This window comes from Bradyrhizobium sp. USDA 4503 (assembly GCF_054055815.1).
Window position 1 is genome coordinate 7,207,735 of the sequence record NZ_JBSRXS010000001.1, and the last position, 17,605, is coordinate 7,225,339.

The 17,605-nt window shown below is 64.1% G+C and carries 18 protein-coding genes; 9 read left to right on the top strand and 9 right to left on the bottom strand.

Annotated elements, in window-relative coordinates; translation table 11 throughout:
- Positions 1–33: 33 nt before the first annotated feature.
- The 5 genes from ACVMIH_RS34355 to carA all read right to left on the bottom strand — a co-directional run bounded on the left by ACVMIH_RS34355 (position 34) and on the right by carA (position 5,459).
- Entirely contained in the window at positions 34–1,497 is a 1,464-nt protein-coding gene (locus ACVMIH_RS34355) for a DUF1254 domain-containing protein (RefSeq protein WP_076827986.1), read from the bottom strand.
- Positions 1,498–1,838: 341 nt separating this feature from the next.
- Positions 1,839–2,360 carry a cupin domain-containing protein gene (locus ACVMIH_RS34360; RefSeq protein ID WP_229191362.1) on the bottom strand — a complete coding sequence of 174 codons (522 nt, stop codon included), beginning with the start codon at positions 2,358–2,360 and terminating at the stop codon, positions 1,839–1,841.
- Between the two features lie 66 nt (positions 2,361–2,426).
- A complete protein-coding gene (locus tag ACVMIH_RS34365; RefSeq protein ID WP_456822961.1) occupies positions 2,427–3,527 on the bottom strand; it encodes a mandelate racemase/muconate lactonizing enzyme family protein in 1,101 nt (366 codons plus the stop codon).
- 136 nt (positions 3,528–3,663) lie between these two features.
- Positions 3,664–4,161, bottom strand: a complete 498-nt coding sequence (locus ACVMIH_RS34370; protein ID WP_456864786.1) for a PaaI family thioesterase — start codon at positions 4,159–4,161, stop codon at positions 3,664–3,666.
- Between the two features lie 104 nt (positions 4,162–4,265).
- Entirely contained in the window at positions 4,266–5,459 is a 1,194-nt protein-coding gene (gene carA / locus ACVMIH_RS34375) for a glutamine-hydrolyzing carbamoyl-phosphate synthase small subunit (RefSeq protein WP_076827979.1), read from the bottom strand.
- A gap of 160 nt (positions 5,460–5,619) precedes the next feature.
- Between carA and ACVMIH_RS34380 the strand changes: the two genes are divergently transcribed.
- From ACVMIH_RS34380 to ACVMIH_RS34405, 6 genes are all read left to right on the top strand, one after another.
- Positions 5,620–6,321, top strand: coding sequence for an alpha/beta fold hydrolase (locus tag ACVMIH_RS34380; RefSeq protein ID WP_057017028.1), 702 nt, complete (start codon positions 5,620–5,622; stop codon positions 6,319–6,321).
- A 58-nt stretch (positions 6,322–6,379) separates the two neighbouring features.
- On the top strand, positions 6,380–6,835 hold the full coding sequence (locus tag ACVMIH_RS34385; RefSeq protein ID WP_456864788.1) for a GatB/YqeY domain-containing protein: 456 nt from the start codon (positions 6,380–6,382) through the stop codon (positions 6,833–6,835).
- Between the two features lie 119 nt (positions 6,836–6,954).
- A complete protein-coding gene (folE, locus tag ACVMIH_RS34390) occupies positions 6,955–7,572 on the top strand; it encodes a GTP cyclohydrolase I FolE (RefSeq protein ID WP_028333118.1) in 618 nt (205 codons plus the stop codon).
- 27 nt (positions 7,573–7,599) lie between these two features.
- A complete protein-coding gene (locus ACVMIH_RS34395; RefSeq protein WP_456864790.1) occupies positions 7,600–9,120 on the top strand; it encodes an FAD-dependent oxidoreductase in 1,521 nt (506 codons plus the stop codon).
- A 270-nt stretch (positions 9,121–9,390) separates the two neighbouring features.
- Positions 9,391–11,001 carry an acyl-CoA synthetase gene (locus ACVMIH_RS34400; RefSeq protein WP_456864792.1) on the top strand — a complete coding sequence of 537 codons (1,611 nt, stop codon included), beginning with the start codon at positions 9,391–9,393 and terminating at the stop codon, positions 10,999–11,001.
- Between the two features lie 361 nt (positions 11,002–11,362).
- Positions 11,363–12,607 carry an IS4 family transposase gene (locus tag ACVMIH_RS34405; RefSeq protein WP_456785505.1) on the top strand — a complete coding sequence of 415 codons (1,245 nt, stop codon included), beginning with the start codon at positions 11,363–11,365 and terminating at the stop codon, positions 12,605–12,607.
- A 58-nt stretch (positions 12,608–12,665) separates the two neighbouring features.
- Here ACVMIH_RS34405 and ACVMIH_RS34410 read toward each other — a convergent pair whose 3' ends face one another.
- From ACVMIH_RS34410 to ACVMIH_RS34425, 4 genes are read right to left on the bottom strand one after another with little or no spacing between them, the layout of a single operon-like run.
- On the bottom strand, positions 12,666–13,181 hold the full coding sequence (locus ACVMIH_RS34410) for an SRPBCC family protein (protein ID WP_057018078.1): 516 nt from the start codon (positions 13,179–13,181) through the stop codon (positions 12,666–12,668).
- A 32-nt stretch (positions 13,182–13,213) separates the two neighbouring features.
- Positions 13,214–13,681 (bottom strand): SRPBCC family protein, encoded by a 468-nt coding sequence (locus tag ACVMIH_RS34415; protein WP_057018077.1) that lies wholly within the window; start codon positions 13,679–13,681, stop codon positions 13,214–13,216.
- Positions 13,674–14,138, bottom strand: a complete 465-nt coding sequence (locus ACVMIH_RS34420) for an SRPBCC family protein (RefSeq protein WP_057018076.1) — start codon at positions 14,136–14,138, stop codon at positions 13,674–13,676. The genes ACVMIH_RS34415 and ACVMIH_RS34420 overlap by 8 nt, the downstream gene beginning before the upstream one ends.
- Positions 14,131–14,445, bottom strand: a complete 315-nt coding sequence (locus tag ACVMIH_RS34425) for an ArsR/SmtB family transcription factor (RefSeq protein ID WP_028343393.1) — start codon at positions 14,443–14,445, stop codon at positions 14,131–14,133. The genes ACVMIH_RS34420 and ACVMIH_RS34425 overlap by 8 nt, the downstream gene beginning before the upstream one ends.
- A gap of 120 nt (positions 14,446–14,565) precedes the next feature.
- On the opposite strand from ACVMIH_RS34425, the gene ACVMIH_RS34430 reads away from it, so the two are divergent.
- The 3 genes from ACVMIH_RS34430 (at position 14,566) to ACVMIH_RS34440 (ending at position 17,414) form a co-directional block, all read left to right on the top strand.
- Positions 14,566–16,005, top strand: coding sequence for an LVIVD repeat-containing protein (locus tag ACVMIH_RS34430; protein ID WP_456853101.1), 1,440 nt, complete (start codon positions 14,566–14,568; stop codon positions 16,003–16,005).
- 7 nt (positions 16,006–16,012) lie between these two features.
- Positions 16,013–16,555, top strand: a complete 543-nt coding sequence (locus tag ACVMIH_RS34435) for a hypothetical protein (protein WP_168855229.1) — start codon at positions 16,013–16,015, stop codon at positions 16,553–16,555.
- 244 nt (positions 16,556–16,799) lie between these two features.
- Positions 16,800–17,414, top strand: a complete 615-nt coding sequence (locus ACVMIH_RS34440; protein ID WP_168855228.1) for a LysE family translocator — start codon at positions 16,800–16,802, stop codon at positions 17,412–17,414.
- Positions 17,415–17,605: the final 191 nt, after the last annotated feature.

Sequence of the window (17,605 nt, forward strand, 5' to 3'; positions counted from 1 at the left end):
TGGCCGCCCGGCTGCGGTCAGTGCGGTTGAAGCCTACTGAGCTGACAGACCCACCGCTGTCTCCAATCGCACGATCGGCGGAGGATTCCACTTTCCGGTCAGCGCCTCCGATTTCGGACCGTAAAGGCGCATGGTCAGGTTGAAAGCGCCCTTCGGCGCCGGGAGCCAGTTGGCTTGTTTGTCCGCGCCCGGACTTTCGTTCTGGAAGTAGAGATCGAGCGAGCCGTCCGGGTTGTATTTGAACGGCATCCAGCTGGACACAGCGAAGCGGTTCAGCACGTTGCCGACCTGGAATCCTTCCTGGTCGTAAAGCGTGATCGACCAGAAGGCATTGACCGGCGGGGCCGCGCCCTTCTCAAAGGTGATCGTATACTTGTTGGCGCCGTCGAGCGGTTTGCCGGTATTGTCGGCGAGATTGAGCGGATAAATCGCGTCCTCCGGCAGGTTGGCGCCAAGCCCGAGCTGCGCGACGATCGCACGCTTCAAATAGTAGTTGCCGTAAACGCCCATCGTGTCGGTGTTCATCGACCAGCCGTTCGCAACGCGCGCCAGCGTCGGCACCTTCCATGCCATCAGCTTCTGCCCGTCCTGCGGCGCCGTCTCCAGCGCCCGTTGCAGCACCGGGTCCACCTTGCTGATTTCGAAGCTCTTGCCGGGCTCGATGCCGATCCTCTTCATCTGCGCGATGATTGGTTCATCGGTGATGTGCGGCGGGTGAAGCTTGAGCAGCTCGGCGGCCTGCGCGAAGTAGACGCCGGCCGACATGGTATCGACCTGCACCTTGGGCGCCGTCTTCATGTCGACGCTGGGATCGATCCTGACCTCGGTCGGCTTCTGAGTCTTGCCGAACTCGGAAAGAGGCGTGACCTTGTAGCCGGCCTGTATCTTGTGGACCGCATCGTAGTCCGGCGGGCCGTCCGTCTTGGTGCGGCCAATGACCCAGACGTAAGGCGTCGGCGCGTCGATGCGCTGGGTATCCTTCGGAAGCTTGAACTCCTCCGCAAACCTGTCGCGCAGATCAGGCCGCCATCCCGGAGCCGTCACCAGAAAGGTCCCCGCTTTGGTGCCCGTGGTGCGCCAGCCGGGCGAGGCGAACACATCCGACCACATGTCCAGCATCGGCAGCAAATAGAAGCGTCCATCGGTATCGGGAACGGAGACGACAACCGGCTCCTTGGTCATGTCCAGCCATGAAACGGAATAGAGCGTATCGAAGTTGGACCGCACCACGCCCTTGAAATTCGCCGGTGGGTATTCGGGCACGTTGACGAAGGTATTCATCGGGCCCTTGAAGTTATCCTTGCCGGGCTCGACGTTGGTGAACTGCTTTCGCGTGATGTCCATCGTCAGGAGCGGGTAGAAGTAAATATAGGCGTCCACCGCGATCGCGTGTGCCTCCTGCTCGTTGATTGCCGGCGCCGTCTGGGCCAGCGCTGCAGGCGCGGTAGCCGCGCCAATGCAGAGCGACAATGTCAGCGTCAGAATTCCTCGAAACATGTCGAATTCTCCTCTCCTGATCTCTGTTGCGGTTGCTTGTGGGAAGCGCGGAGCATCTGATGCCGTCAGGTGATGTGTATGACCTCCATTGCTCCTGCAAAAAGAGCAGCAGCGGACGCGGAAGCTCTGTCACTCCCGCAGATGAATCGCGCGCTTTAAGGTGTCATTGGCGGCATAAATCGCCGCAGCGATGCTGACTTAAATCAAGGAGCTTGGAAATGTGAAGCCGGCAGGCTTGATTGAAATGGCCTGCAATTCCGATGATCGATTCAGGTTGCCTGTATCCGGTCACCTCTCGCGAGGGGGCAGGGCAAGAGCAACCCGTTCGACCATCCTAGATCTTATCGCTTCCACAGCCGCACCAGCGGCCCGTCCTTGCCCATCACCGGATCGGTCGCGGGGGTCGCAACCTGTGGGATCGTCTTCAGCGCCCTGGCGTGGTTCTCCGGCGTCAGCCGCTGCAGATCCATCGGCGGGCCTGGCGGATAGGCGCCGATGACGCAGAAATCGTCGCTCGCCGACAGGCATTGATGCCCGGTGCCGGCCGGCAGGATCGCAACGTCGCCGGCCGCGATCTCGATTGCTTGCCCGCGCTCGCCGCCAAACTGCACGCGCGCGCGGCCGCGCGCGACGCCCAGCACCTCGTGCACGGTGGCGTGGTAATGCGCGAAGTCGTAGACGCCGTTGCGCCACATCGCGCCCCAGCCGTTCTCGCCGAACAGCTGCTCGATGGTGGCCTCAGGATTCTTGCTGACGTCGACGGCGGCCTTGTAGACTAGGAACGGCATCGGATTGTTCGGCACGAGGCCGTCGTCCCGGAAGACGATGGTCTGGGGTTCGATATCGGTACGGACGACCGACATGGTGGCTCTCCAGCGCTGCGAGGTGGTCTCCAGACCATCAAACCGTCGGTCCGCAAACCGTTCCAGCTAGATTTTGAACTTCAACACGTCTTCCCTGAACCTGAGCCCGTGCCCGGGCCGCTCCGGCGCGGTGATCATGCCGTTGGCGATTTCGGGCGGGTCGACCCAGAGATCGTCGATCAGCGCCATGTTCTCGCACCAGATCCCGTTCGGAATCGAAGCCAAGAGGTGCACATTGAGTTCGGGAAACAGATGCGGCGCGATCGTGATGCCGAACGTGTCCGCAAGCGCCGCGATCTTGCGCAGGTCGGTCATGCCGCCGCGCATCGGGTCGGGTTGCAGGATCGGCAGGCAGGGATTGAGAAAGAACGGCCGCAGATCGTAGCGCGTGAAATGCGTCTCGCCGCCGACGACGCGCATGTCCAGCGCCGCCGCGATCCGCTGATAGCCGGCGAAATCATCGGCCGGCACCGGCTCCTCAAGCCAGTAGATATCGTACTTCTCGAACTTGCGTCCCATCTCGATCGCGACATCGGCGCTCCAGCCCATGTTGACGTCGATCATGATGTCGATGTCGGGCCCGAGCGCCTCGCGCATGCGGCGCACATTGTCGAGGTCCTGCGCCGGCGTGTGGACGTGCGCGACCTGCATCTTGATCGCCTTGTAGCCCTGCTTCACGAAATGCAGCGCCTTCTCGATCATCCCGTCGCCGCCGGCGCCCCGGAAGCAGCCGGAACCATAGATCGGGATTTCCGAGCGATAGTGCCCCCACAGCCGGTGCAGCGGCAGGCCGGCCCGTTTCCCGACCGCGTCCCACAGCGCGATGTCGAGCGCCGACATGGCCATCGTGGCGATGCCGCCGCGGCCATAGGTCATCGTCGCCGTCCACAGATCGCGCCAGATCGCCTCGATCGCGGTGGCGTCCTTGCCGATGACGCGCGGGATGATGCATTCCTCGAGACAGGCCGCGATCGACTTCATCGCCGGCTTGAACACGAACAGATAGCCCATGCCGGTAACGCCGCCGGACGTTTCGACGTCGCAGATCAGAATGTCGCGCGTCGCGCCGAGCGCCGCGCCTTTCAGCCAGGGATCGTCGGCCCAGGGCAGCCGCAGCATCGTCACGCGGATGTCGCGGATGGTCATGTCTGAATGGGCTGAAATCATCGGCGTTTCCTTCCAGGCCGGATCATGTTTGCCTGATCTCGGACAGGGAAACTCAATCACAGAGCGCAGGCCGCGATCCAGCGCGCTTCGTCATGGCTCCAATGCGCCAAGATCTGGCGCCAAGACGCGATTGCCTTCAGGTCGTCTTGGGCAACTCGAACACCAGGCAGGTCGTGGTGGCATGGGCGAGCAGCTTGCCATTGTCGTCGGTAATCCGCGCTTCCGCCGTCGCAACCCGGCGGCCGGCGTTGAGCACATGGCCCTCGGTGCGGATTTTGCCGGTGTTCTGGCTCATGCCGCGGACGAAGGAGATCTTGAACTCCAGCGTGGTGTAGCCAAAGCCTTGCGGCAGCGTGGTCTGCACCGCAAGCCCCATCGCGGAATCCAAGAGGATCGCGGCGTAGCCGCCATGCACCGAACCGATCGGGTTGTAGTGGCGCAGGCCCGGGACGCTGTGGATCACCACATGGCCGGTCTCGGCGGAGCAGTCGAACGGCTCGACATTCTCCATGATCGGCGGCTCCGGCAGGGTCCGGGCGAAGATGCCGCGCACGAAGTCGAGCCCGGACATCGATGCCATCACCGCCATCGAGGAGACGCCGTAGACGGGCTTCGGGGTGGCGGGGGCGGTCATTGAGAAAAATCTCCGTCATTGCGAGCGAAGCGAAGCAATCCATCGCTCCAGGCTGGGATAGATGGATTGCTTCGTCGCTGCGCTCCTCGCAATGACGGGTGTGTCTACGCGGCCTGCTTGTTCTTCCGCATCAGATCGGCGAAGCGCTGGAACAGATAGTGCGAGTCGCGCGGGCCGGGCGAGGCTTCCGGGTGGTACTGCACCGAGAACACCGGCTTGCCCTCAAGCGCGATGCCGCAATTGGAGCCGTCGAACAGCGAGATATGGGTCTGGGTCGCGCCTTTCGGCAGCGTCGCCTGGTCCACGGCAAAGCCGTGGTTCATCGAGGTGATCTCGACCTTGCCGGTGGTCTCGTCCTTGACCGGATGGTTGGCGCCGTGATGGCCCTGATGCATCTTCATGGTCTTGGCCCCGACGGCAAGGCCAAGCATCTGATGGCCGAGGCAGATGCCGAAGGTCGGCGTCCCCGACGCGATCACCTTCTGGATCACGGGCACGGCATATTTGCCGGTGGCGGCGGGATCGCCGGGGCCGTTCGACAGGAACACGCCGTCCGGCTTCATCGCCAGGATGTCTTCGGCGGCGGTCGTCGCCGGCACCACGGTCACCTTGGCGCCGACGCCGGCGAGCAGGCGCAGGATGTTGCGCTTGATGCCGTAATCGATCGCGACCACGTTGAATTCCGGCGCGGTTTGCTGGCCGAAACCGTTGCCCCACACCCAGGGCGTCTCGTCCCAGGTGAAGCGCTGGCCGGAGGTGACCATCGGCACCAGGTCCATGCCCTCGAGGCCGGGCCATTCGCGGGCTTCTTCCTTCAGGCCGTGCAGGTCGAACTCGCCGTTTCTGGCGTGCACGATCACCGCATTGGGCATGCCCTTGGAGCGGATCAGCGCGGTCAGCGCGCGGGTGTCGATACCGGAGAGGCCGATGATGCCGCGCGCCTTCAACCACAGGTCGAGATGGCGGGTGGCGCGGTAATTCGAGGGATCTGATATCGCCGAGCGCAGGATCACGCCGCGCGCGCCGGGCGTCGCCGCCATGTTCACCGTCTCGATGTCTTCCTCGTTGGTACCGACATTGCCGATATGCGGGAAGGTGAAGGTGATGATCTGGCCGGCATAGGACGGATCGGTGAGGATCTCCTCATAGCCGGTCATCGCGGTGTTGAAGCAGACCTCGCCGACGGCGTGGCCTTCCGCGCCGAGACCGAAGCCTTCCAGCACGGTACCATCGGCGAGCACAAGGAGCGCGGTCGGTTTATGGTCCGGCCAGGCGGGAGCGTTTTCGGATGTTGTCATGAGCCCTTTAAATAGACGCCGCACCCGGCGGCGTCAAAGCGAAAGGGCACGGATTCACACGGCAATACCGGCCGATTTGACAGGCCCGAACGGCCTTTTAATCTAAAGTTCCCTGAAGCGGCCGTTTGCTTGCCGAAAATGACCCGTCCGGAGCTCCCGCATGGATAATACGATGCCGATCCTGCTCGTCCCGGGCCTCATCTGCTCGCCGCGGATTTTCGCCCCCGTCATTCCGGCGATGTGGCGATGCGGGCCGGTGACGGTCGCCAACCATATCAGGGACGACAATATGGGGGCCATCGCCCGCCGGATCCTGGCCGAGGCGCCGCCGCGCTTTGCGCTCGCCGGGCACTCGATGGGCGGCTACATCGCCTTCGAGATCATGCGGCAGGCGCCGGACCGGGTTGCGAAGCTGGCGCTGATGAGCACCCAGGCGCGGGCCGATACGCCGGAAGCGACCGCGCGTCGCCGCGGCATGATCGAGCGTGCCAGAAGCGGCCAATATCGCAGCGTGGTCGATGAGCTGTTTCCGGGCTTCGTGCATCCGTCGCGGCAGGGCGATGCAAGCCTGCGCCGGATCGTCGACGACATGAGCGAGGACATCGGCGCCGAGGCTTTCATCCGCCAGCAGAACGCGGTGCTCAGCCGGCCGGATTCGCGGCCGAGCATGGCCTGGATCAAGTGCCCGACCTTGGTGCTGACGTCGGATACCGACAACACCGTGCCAAATTCGCTGTCGGACGAGATGGCCAACGGCATTCCCGGCGCAAAACTTGTAGTGCTCGCCAATTGCGGTCACCTGCCGCAGCTGGAACTGCCGCAGGCCTGCGCCGATGCGCTGGTCGAATGGCTGAGGAACTAGGTTGTTCTGCCGGTGCAAACTGCCTAGATGAGGGGATTGCTGGCTCAAGGACAACGAAATGCTGCGCGACGACATCAATACTGCGGTCAAGGAAGCGATGAAGGCGAAGGACGAGCGCAAGCTGTCCACGCTGCGCATGGTCAATTCGACCATCAAGAACGCCGACATCGACGCGCGCGGGCAGGGCAAGCCGCCCCTCTCCGATGCCGACCTGCTCGGCCTGCTGCAGAAGATGATCAAGCAGCGCCAGGAGTCGGTCGAGCTCTATGACAAGGGCGGCCGCGCCGAGCTCGCGGCCCAGGAGCGCGAGGAGATCGCCGTGATCTCGGCGTACCTGCCGAAGCAGATGTCCGATGACGACGTGAAGGCCGCGATCTCGGCGATCATCGCCGAGACGGGTGCCGCCAGCATCAAGGACATGGGCAAGGTGATCGGCGCGTTGAAGGCGAAATACGCCGGCCAGATGGATTTCGGCAAGGCCAGCGGCCTGGTGAAGGCGGCGCTGACGGGCTAGCCGTTCGTCCCGGCTGGCTTGCGGCGCAAAGTGCCGCGGACCGAATTGCGGGAACCTTTCTGCTGACGGAGCATCTGACGGGCATGACCTCGCGATGACTCCGCAAAGGAAAGGCCCCGATGAACCCGATTGTGCATGCGCTGGATCGTGCAAGAGCCGCTCAAACCGAATCCGACAAGCCGACCCGGGCCGAAGTCGAGGCAGCAGTCCGCACCATCATCCGCTGGACTGGTGACGATCCCGAGCGGGATGGTTTGCTTGAAACTCCGGCGCGTGTGACGCGTTCGTTCGAGGAATTCTTTGCGGGTTACGACCAACGTCCCGCGGAGATCCTGGAAAAGACCTTCGAGGAGATCGAAGGCTACGACGAAATGATTGCCCTGCGGGGCATCCGCTTCGAGAGCCATTGCGAGCATCATATGGCGCCGATCATCGGTCAGGCCTGGGTTGCCTACATCCCGAACGGCCGCGTGGTCGGCATCAGCAAGCTGGCGCGGGTGGTCGACATCTATGCCAGGCGTTTGCAGATCCAGGAGAAGATGACGGCGCAGATCGCCAACACCATCAACGACGTCTTGAAGCCTCAGGGCGTAGGCGTCATCATCAAGGCGTCGCATCACTGCATGACGACCCGCGGCGTGCACAAGCCGGATACCGATCTCGTGACCAGCCGCATGCTGGGTTGCTTTCGCGACAATGCGCTAACCCGCCAGGAATTCCTCGGCATAGCGGTTTAGAGCGTCACAGGGCGATGGAGGAATGATATGGCCGATCAGCAAGCTCCTTCCGGTCCGGATCTGACACAAGGCGTTGCCCTCTCCGACTTCACGGGCGCGATGTTGCTCGGCCATGTCGGCGACGAGGACGTGCTGCTGGTGCGCTCGGGGGCGGATATCTTCGCCATCGACGCGCATTGCAGCCATTACCACGGCCCGCTCGCCGAAGGCCTCCTTGAGGGCGAGACCGTCCATTGCCCCTGGCATCACGCCTGCTTCGATATTCGCACCGGTGAAGCGACCGCCGCGCCCGCCTTCAACGCGCTCGCTGTCTGGAAGGTCGAGCGGGAGGGCGATCGCATCATCGTGCGCGAGAAGCGCGCGCAGCCGAAACTCCGCGTCAAGGGCCCGGTCGATGCGCCCGGCAGCATCGTGATTGTCGGCGGCGGCGGGGCGGGGTTTGCCGCCGCCGAGATGCTGCGACGGCAGGACTATCGCGGCAGCATCGTCATGCTGAGCGGCGAGGCCGCGCCGCCGGTGGATCGTCCGAACCTGTCAAAGGACTTCCTCGCCGGCAGCGCGCCGGAAGACTGGCTGCCGCTGAAGCCGGACGATTTTTATCGTGACGCGGCGATCGATCTGAAACTCAGGACCGAGGTCAAGTCGATCGATACCGGCCGCCGCAACGTCGTGCTCGCCGGCGGCGAAACGCTCGCCTATGACCGGCTGCTGCTGGCGACCGGCGCGGAGCCGGTGCGGCTGCCGATCCCGGGCGCGGACCAGCCCCACGTTCATGTGCTACGCACCGTCGACGATTGCCGGGCCATCATCGCCGCGGCCAGCGGAGCGCGCCGCGCGGTGGTGATCGGTGCAAGCTTCATCGGTCTCGAGGTGGCGGCCTCGCTCCGCGCGCGCCAGATCGAGGTTCACGTGGTCGGGCTGGAACAGCGGCCGATGGAGCGCATACTCGGGCCGGAGATGGGCGATTTCGTCCGTGCGCTGCACGAAGAGCATGGTGTCGTATTCCACCTCGGCGACACGGTGACCGCGATCGAGGGCAAGCGATCCCGCCTGAAGAGCGGGCCTGTGCTCGATGCCGATCTCGTCGTGGTCGGTGTCGGCGTGAAGCCGCGGCTGGCGCTGGCGGAAGCGGCCGGGCTCGCCATCGACCGCGGCGTGACAGTCGACGCCTATCTCGAGACCAGCGTTCCCGGCATCTACGCGGCCGGCGATATCGCGCGCTGGCCCGATCCGCACGGCGGCGAGACGATCCGGGTCGAGCATTGGGTGGTGGCGGAGCGCCAGGGCCAGACCGCCGCGCGGAATATGCTTGGGCAGCGCGAGGTGTTCGACGCGGTGCCGTTCTTCTGGAGCCAGCATTACGACGTGCCGATCAACTATGTCGGCCATGCCGAGCAGTGGGACGAGATCGCGGTGGACGGCAGCATTGCCGGCAGGGATTGCGTGCTGCGCTACAAGCGCGGCGGGCGCGTGCTCGCGGTCGCGTCGATCTATCGCGACCTCGATAGCCTCAAGGCCGAGGTCGCAATGGAGCGGGCGTCAGCCTGACGGCTTTCTCCTCAAGGATGTTCGTAGCCCGGATGCAGTGAAGCGAAATCCGGGGGAGTCTGTCCACTCGATGAGAACCCCGGATTGCGCGGAGCCTGTCATCGGGCGCGCGTTCGCGCGACCGCTCCATCCGGGGTTCTTTATCCGGGCATCACATTCTTCGTCAGCCCGGGCTTGTCCCGGGCATCGACGTCTCTACAATCTGCCGCAGCAAATGCGGATGGCAGGGGAAAGGCCCGGCCATGACGAGGGACGGAAGCAACACACACCATGCTCAAGGAAGCCGCTACTTACGACGAGCTCTATCGCAACTTCCGCTGGGACGTTCCCGCGCGCTTCAACATGGCGACCGCGTGTTGCGACCGCCATGCCGACGGCACCGGGCGGCTCGCGCTGGTCTATGTCGACGAGGATGGCGGCACCACGCGCACCTCGTTCGACGAGGTCGCGGACGCCTCGCGCCGTTTCGCCAATGTGCTGACCGCCGACGGGCTGGTGCGCGGCGACCGCGTCGCCGTGTTCCTGTCGCAATCGCTCGAACTGCCGGTCGCGCATCTCGCGGCGTTTCGCGCAGCGATGATCTCGATCCCGCTGTTCGCGCTGTTCGGCGAGGACGCGCTCGAATTCCGCCTGTCGAATTCTGCTGCCAAGGCCGTGATCACCGATGAAGCGGGCTGGGAGAAGATCGCGAAAATCCGCGATCGCCTGCCCGAGTTGAAGAGCATCTATATCGTCGGCGAAAAGACGCCGGCGGGGACGAGACCGTTCTGGAGCGCGATCAAGTCGGCGTCGCCCGAGTTCGCGACCGTCGACACCTCGGCCGACGATCCCGCGCTGATCATCTACACGTCCGGCACCACGGGCAACCCGAAGGGCGCGCTGCACGCGCATCGCGTCGTGCTCGGCCATCTGCCCAATGTCGAGATGTGCCACAACTTCCTGCCGAGGCCCGGCGACCTGATGTGGACGCCGGCCGACTGGGCCTGGATCGGCGGCCTGATCAACGGCCTGTTCGCATTCTGGTACCACGGCATCCCGATGGTTGGACACCGCGCCCGCAAGTTCGAGCCGCAGGCGGCGATGCGGATGATGGCCGAGCTCGGCATCCGCAACGTGTTCCTGCCGCCGACCGCGCTGAAGCTGATGCGGCAGGCCAATGTAAAGAATTCCGGCGTCAGGCTGCGCAGCATCTTCACCGGCGGCGAGTCGCTCGGCGGCCAATTGCTGGATTGGGTGCGCGACACCTTCGGCATCGACGCCCATGAGGTGTTCGGTCAGACCGAATGCAACCTCGTGATCGGCAGCAATTCCAATCTGTTTCCGATCCGTCCGGGCTCGATGGGCCGCGCTACGCCGGGCTTCGACGTCCGCATCGTCGACGAGAAGGGCGAGGAGCTGCCGCGGGGCCAGCGCGGCATCATCGGCGTGCGCCAACCGTGCCCCTGCACCATGATCGAGTACTGGCGCAATCCGGAAGCGACCGCGAAGAAATATGCCGGCGAATTCCTGCTGACCGGCGATCTCGGCGTGCAGGATGAGGACGGCTATTTCTGGTACGTCAGCCGCGAGGACGACGTCATCACCACGGCCGGCTATCGTGTCGGCCCGTCCGAGATCGAGCACACGCTGATGAAGCATCCGGCGGTCGCGATGTCGGCGGTGGTCGGCATCCCCGATCCGATCCGCACCGAATCGATCAAGGCCTGGATCGTGCTGCGGCCGGGCTACGCGCCGGGCGATGCCCTGGCGCGCGAGATCCAGGAGTTCGTCAAGGTCCAGCTCGCCGCCCACGAGTATCCGCGCTTCGTGCAGTTCGCCGATAGCCTGCCGATGACGGCGACGGGCAAGGTGCTGCGCCGGGAGCTGAGGGCGCTGGGGTAGTTTTCTCCGTCGTCGTCCCGGGCAAGCGCAGCGCGGCCCGGGACCCATAACCACAAGGTAAAGTTGTTGTGCGACGCTATGGCCCCAGCGAACTCTAAACGTTTGGAGCGGTGGTTATGGGTCCCTGCTTTCGCACTAGCGTGTCTACACGGTTTTGGGGCGCGACAGATTGACTCGGTGCAGCAAGAAGTGGCGTCTCTGCAGCATGTTGTATGATTCTCTCACTGGCGCTTTGATTCGAAGGAGCGCCAGCGATGCAGCCGGATTTGTCTTTGGGTGAGTTCGGGGACGTTCGTCTCGACAAAAGGGGGCGACGCTTCTCCGGGCTATGCTTTGCACGCGCAGCGTCTGCTTGCGCCAGATGGCCCGGGGCGATTGGGCTGCCAATATGGCGTTCTGGCGGTTTGTGAACAACCCCCAAGTCACGATCGATAAATTGATTGAGGGCTGGAGCACGCAGACGCGGACTGCGGTCAGCGGGCGTCATGTGCTGGCGATCCAGGATACGAGCGAGGTCAAGTTCCAGACCCAGGCGGGACGGCGGCGCGGGCTGGGCAAAGTCGGCAAGGGCAATGCTCGCGGCGTGCTGTTGCATGCGATGATGGCGGTGGATGCCGACAGCGGGGTCTGTCTTGGCCTTACTGGCGGCAACGTTTGGACGCGCAAAGGCAAGGTAAAAATCCCGCATGAGCGGCGCGCCTTGGCCGACAAGGAGTCGGCGCGCTGGGTGACGGCCGCCGAGCAAGGCCGCGACGTCCTGGCAGATGCCCGCATGATCACCGTCGTCAACGACCGCGAGGGGGATTTCTTTGCTCACTGGGCGCTGACGCCAGCTGAGAATGTCCATCTTCTGTCGCGTGCCATGCACGACCATGCGCTGGTCGATGGCGACACACTTTATCAGGCGGTCGAGCGGAGCCGCTTCTGCGACAACGCGGTGATCGATCTGCCGCAGCGAATGGATCGGCGCGGCCGGCAGGCCCATCTCTCGATGCGCTTCGGAACCGTCGTGCTCAAGCGGCCGCAGAGGCCCGGCGTCACCGACTTGGCGGAGGGCATCAAACTCAGCTTCGTAGAAGTGGTCGAGTTGCATCCGCCGAGAGGTGCGGAGCCCATTCGCTGGCTGCTCCTGACCACTCATCCGGTCGCCACCGCTAAAGACGCCTGGCAGATCGTCTCCTGGTACCGCCAGCGCTGGATCATTGAGCAACTCTTTCGCTCGCTGAAGAGCCAGGGTTTGCGCATCGAGGATAGTCAGATCGAGAGCGCCGAAGGCCTGATCAAGCTCGTGGCGGTCGCCACCAGAGCGGCATGTATCGTCATTCAACTCGTTCAGGCCCGCAACAGTGGCGAAGAATTGCCGGCTGAATTTGTCTTCACCGCAGAAGAGATCGAGACGCTCAGGGCCATCAACAAAACCATGAAAGGTCGCACCGAGCTTCAGAAAAACCACCATCGCCCCAACACCCTTGCTTGGGCGGCATGGATCATCGCAAAACTCGGCGGATGGACCGGCTACGCCTCCCACCGTCCACCTGGACCAATCACCTTCCACACCGGAATGGCCCGCTTCCAAATCCTCGCAAATGGCCCGACAAACGTGTAGATGCACTAGTGCTTTCGCAGGGACGACAGCGGAGTATGGAGCGGCTGTATCGCCAACCTCACGTCGGCATCGCGATTCCCAATTCCTTCAGCGCGGCCATCATGCGCGCTGGCGGCTGCATCGGGATCACCATAGCCTTGCCGGTCTCCACGAGGCTCTTGAGGCTGGAGAGGATCGCCGGCCAGCCGGTGCGGCCGCCTGCGAGAATGTCGTCGCTGATCGGACGGTCATGCGATTGCAGGAGCGTCAGCTTCACGCCGTCGCCTGCCGGTTCGATCTCCCAGGTGACGAGCGTCGGCCCGAGCTTTTCGACCAGCTGCGGCCAGTTGACGTTGAAGGTGACGGTCAGCCGCTTCAGCGGATCGCACTCGATCACCTCGCCGGAGATGTGCAGCGCGCCGTCGGGCGTCCGCACGACGTAGGCGCCGCCGATCCGAAGGTCGACCTCGACCGCGTTGCCGGAGAAATACTGCCGGCTGAGTTCGGCAGTCGTCAAAGCCTGCCACACCTTCTCGGGCGTGGCGGCGATGTAGATCGCGTAGACGATTGCCGGTTTGAATTTCTCGATGTTCATGTCTGTACGCACCCGTCGATAGATTTTCATTGTCATTCGAAGCCGTCGATCCCGAGCGCGGCCGGCGGGATCGTGACCGCCTTGCCGGTCTCGAGCAGGCTCTTGAGTCCCGACAGGATCGCCGGCCAGCCCTTGGAAATGCCGTCGAGCAGCTTGCTGCCCGCACCGAAGCCCTCATGAGTCACGGTCAGCTTCACGATCTTGCCATGGGCCTCCAGCGTGAAGACCACCTTGGTTGCCGGCTCCTTGCGCATGTCCTCGTCGAGCACGTGCTTGAAGGTGTAGGCGAGGCGTCGCGGCCGGTCGGCCTCGAGGATCTCACCGGTGTCGGTGGTCTTGCCGCCCATCACCAGCGCGAGCGGCGAGCCGACCTTCCAGTCCGATTGTAGCTCGGTGTCGAACCAGTATTGCCGCGTGAACGCGCTCTTGGTCAGCGCGTCCCACAGTTTGTCCGGCGTGGTCTCGATGTAGGTGACGTAGGCGAATTCGGGCTTAGGCATGGTAGGCCTCCCTGGCGCCGCTGGTGAGCAGGTCGGCCGGCAGTTCGCGCCCGGTCTCCAGGAAACTCTTCAGGCTTGCGATCACCATCGGCCAGCCGCCGGAGATGTCGCGCAGCGTCTTCGGGCCGAGATTGTCGTGCGTCACGGTCAGCTTGACGACCGTGCCGTGCGGTTCGATGTCGAAGGTCACGCGCGAGAGCTGCTCGCGCTCGACGCCTTCCTTCACGACGTCCCAGCTGTAGGCGAGCTTGTTCGGTGGATCGGCGATCAGCACCTCGCCCTGCACGCTGCGTCGCCCGTCCTTGGTGAGGTGGTAGGGGGAGCCGACCTTCCAGTCGGAGCTGACGCGATAGCCGAACCAGAAGCGTTCGGTGAATTCGCTCGAGGTCAACGCGTGCCACAGTTTGTCGGCGGTGGTCTCGATATAGGTGACGTAGACGTAGTCCGGTTTACTCATCACGCTTCTCCAATTGTCTTTTCAACTCGCTCAGCGCGGCGAGTTTCCCGCGCTCGAACTTCCTGATCCACCGCTCGCCGATCTGATGGATCGGAACCGGGTTGAGATAGTGCAGCTTCTCGCGGCCATGCTTGATCGTGGTGACGAGGTTGGCCTCCTCGAGAATCACAAGGTGCTTGGTGACGGCCTGACGCGTCATGTCGAGGCCGTCGCAGAGCTCACCGAGCGTCTGCCCGTTCTGATCGTGAAGCCGGTCAAGCAGCGTTCGCCGTGAGGCATCCGCGAGGGCTTTGAAGACTTCATCCATGGGTCGGATAATAGGCAACCAAATGGTTGCATGTCAAGAGCGTGTGTTTTGGCATCGGCAGCGCCGTGCTAGCCTTGCCGGCAGCCAACGCAGATTGGTGTGGAACATTGGGTGGTGCGCATGGGCGGTCGCGTTACGGCAGTTTGCTGCACGTTGGTTCTTGTCCTGCTCGCGAATGGTGCGAGCGCCCAGCAGAAGATCGGCGATCCGCCTGAAGCCTCCAACATGAGGCTGGTTGGAACCAACGATTTGCAGGCCCGCAGCGCCTATCAGCCGACCATTCATCATCAGGGCGACAGATGGATCGCCTATATCGGTCATCACGGCGGCACCGACGACATTCCCGATCCCGTCAACCCGGTGACCGGCAAGGCCGAACCGAACGGCACCTCGATCGTCGACGTCACCGATCCCGCGCACCCGAAATATCTGCGGCACATTCCCGGACAGGAAGGCAAGTATGAATCCGGCGGCGCGCAGATGGTGCGGATCTGCGACGGCAAGGATTTGCCGAAGGGCGATCGCAACGCGGTCTACATGCTGCGCACCTTCGGCAGCGAGGCGCACGAGATCTGGAACGTCGCCGATCCCGCCAATCCGGCGCTCGTCACCCGGATCGGCGGCCTGAAGGACACGCACAAGAGTTTTTGGGAATGCGGCACCGGCATCGCCTTCCTGGTGTCGGGCGCGCCGGACTGGCGCACGCGGCGCATGACGCAGGTCTATGATCTCTCCGATCCCGCGCATCCCACGAAGATCAGGGACTTCGGCCTGCCCGGGCAGGAGCCGGGCGCGACCGGCGCGGTGCCGACCGAACTGCACGGGCCGATCTCGACCGGGCCGCAGGGCAATCGCGTCTATTTCGGCTATGGCACCAACAAGGGCGGCTTCCTGCAGATCGTCGACCGCGACAAGCTGCTGAACGGACCAAAGGAGCCGACGCCGGACAATCTGAAATTCCCGGAGATCGCGCGGATGCCGCTGTCCGCCATGAACGGCGCGCATACGGTGTTTCCGATGCCCGGCATGCCGATCGCCGAGTTCGCCCACGACAAGGACGGCAAGAGCCGCGACATCGTGATGATCGTCGACGAGGCGATCCAGAACGAATGTGGCGAGGCCCGGCAGATGGTGTGGTTCGCCGACGTCACCACCGAGGCGCGGCCGATGCTGATCTCGAGCTATACGGTGCCCGAGGCCTCCGGAGCGTTCTGCGAGCGCGGCGGCCGGTTCGGCTCGCATTCGTCGAACGAGAGCATGGCGCCGGTCTACTACAAGAAGCTGGCCTTCATCGCCTTCTTCAACGCCGGCGTCCGCGCGCTCGACATCCGCGATCCCTATCATCCCAGGGAAGTCGGCTACTTCATTCCCTCCATCACGGCGGCGACCGACACGCGATGCGTCACCATCGACGGCAAGGACCGCTGCAAGGTCGCGATCCAGACCAATAATGTCGAGACCGACGAGCGCGGCTACATCTACGCGGTCGACCGCGCCAACACCGGCCTGCACATCCTCGAACTGACCGGCGCGGCGCGCGCCATCGCCGGTCTGCCGTGAGCGCGCGATGATGCGCTCATGGCCGGTCATCGCGGCGATGGTCCTGGCGCTCGGCGGGCTCTCCGCCGTCGCCGGCTACGAGATGGCGCCGCCGCGCGCAGCCGCGTGGTACGAGATCGGCTGGCCGTTCCCGCGCGACGGCTGGCCCGCCGGCCGCGCGTTCCGGTGTGGTGCGGCCGAGTGCGGCGGCGACGTCGAGGTTTATCTCAGGCCAAAGCTCGGCTTCTGCAATTGCGACGGCGGCGTCGCCGATGACGACGAGGTCGACCGCGTTTCCGACGTCGACATGATCAGCCCGCGCTTTGTGCCGCTGAAGGCCGGCGATGTCGTTGCTGTCGCCGATATGCCGGGGCGGATCAGGGTCTATGATCTCGAGATGCCCAACGGGAAGCGCACTGCGATCGGCATCGCGGTGTCGCATCGCTGCGACCTGATGGCGGTCGTGGCGCAGGGCGGGGGAGATGCCGCAGGGGTGCAGCGGGCGACGTTGAAATTTCTGGAGGGGCGAGAGATCAGGTCATGGATGATCGCGGCAATGGAAGGCCTTTGAGCGTGATCTCTCTTCACCTCGCCCCGCTTGCGGGGAGAGGTCGGATCGCATCGCCAGATGCGATCCGGGTGAGGGGTACAGGTCTAACGACTCGCACCGCCTGGCGGAGAGAGCCCCTCACCCCACCCTCTAAGAGCGAGCTTCGCTCGTCTCGACCCGGTGAAGAGCGGGGCGAGGGGGCAGACGCGCTTCCATGTCTGCCACTCTCGTGCATAATGACGATAAGAAACAAACGAGCTCTCCCATGTCCCTGCAAGCCTATTTCGCCTTCGTCGCCGCCTGCATCGCGCTGGCGCTGCTGCCCGGTCCGATCGTCACGATGGTGATCGCCAACGGGCTGCGCTACGGCACGCGCGCCGCGCTCACCAACGTGCTGGGCGCGCAGGTGGGGCTTGCGATCGTGATCGGCACCGTCGCGGTCGGGCTGACCTCGCTGATGGCGACGATGGGCTACTGGTTCGACTGGGTGCGCTTTGCCGGCGCCGCCTATCTGGTCTGGCTCGGCTTCAAGCTGATCCGCTCTCCGGTCGAGGGCGTCAGCACCGACGACACGCCGCCGCCGCGCGGCGGCTTCTTCCTGCAAGGCTTTCTGGTGCTGCTCTCGAACCCGAAGGTGCTGGTGTTCTTCGGCGCCTTCATCCCGCAGTTCATGGATATGGACAAGCCGCACGTTCCGCAGGTGGCGCTGCTCGGCCTCACCTTCATGGCGACCGCCGTGCTGACCGACGCCGCCTACGCCTTGGCGGCCGGCCGCGCCCGCAAATTCTTCTCCAAGGAGCGGACCCGGCTGATGTCGCGCATCTCGGGCGGCTTCATGATCGGCGGCGGCATCTGGCTGGCGCTGACCCGGGCGCGATAGACCCGCTGGGCGATAGCCTCAAGGTCGTCGTTGACAATGCCGCCGATTTCCAGCCTGGGCAAGCAGCGCAGACGTTTGCTCTAGCCCGGAGGCCGTCAGCCGTGCTTTGATCGGCGACGAAAATTAACCCCTCGTCCGGGGGCATGTCTTTGACCACCGATAGCATGGATCGGCGTCTGGCAGCGGTTCTG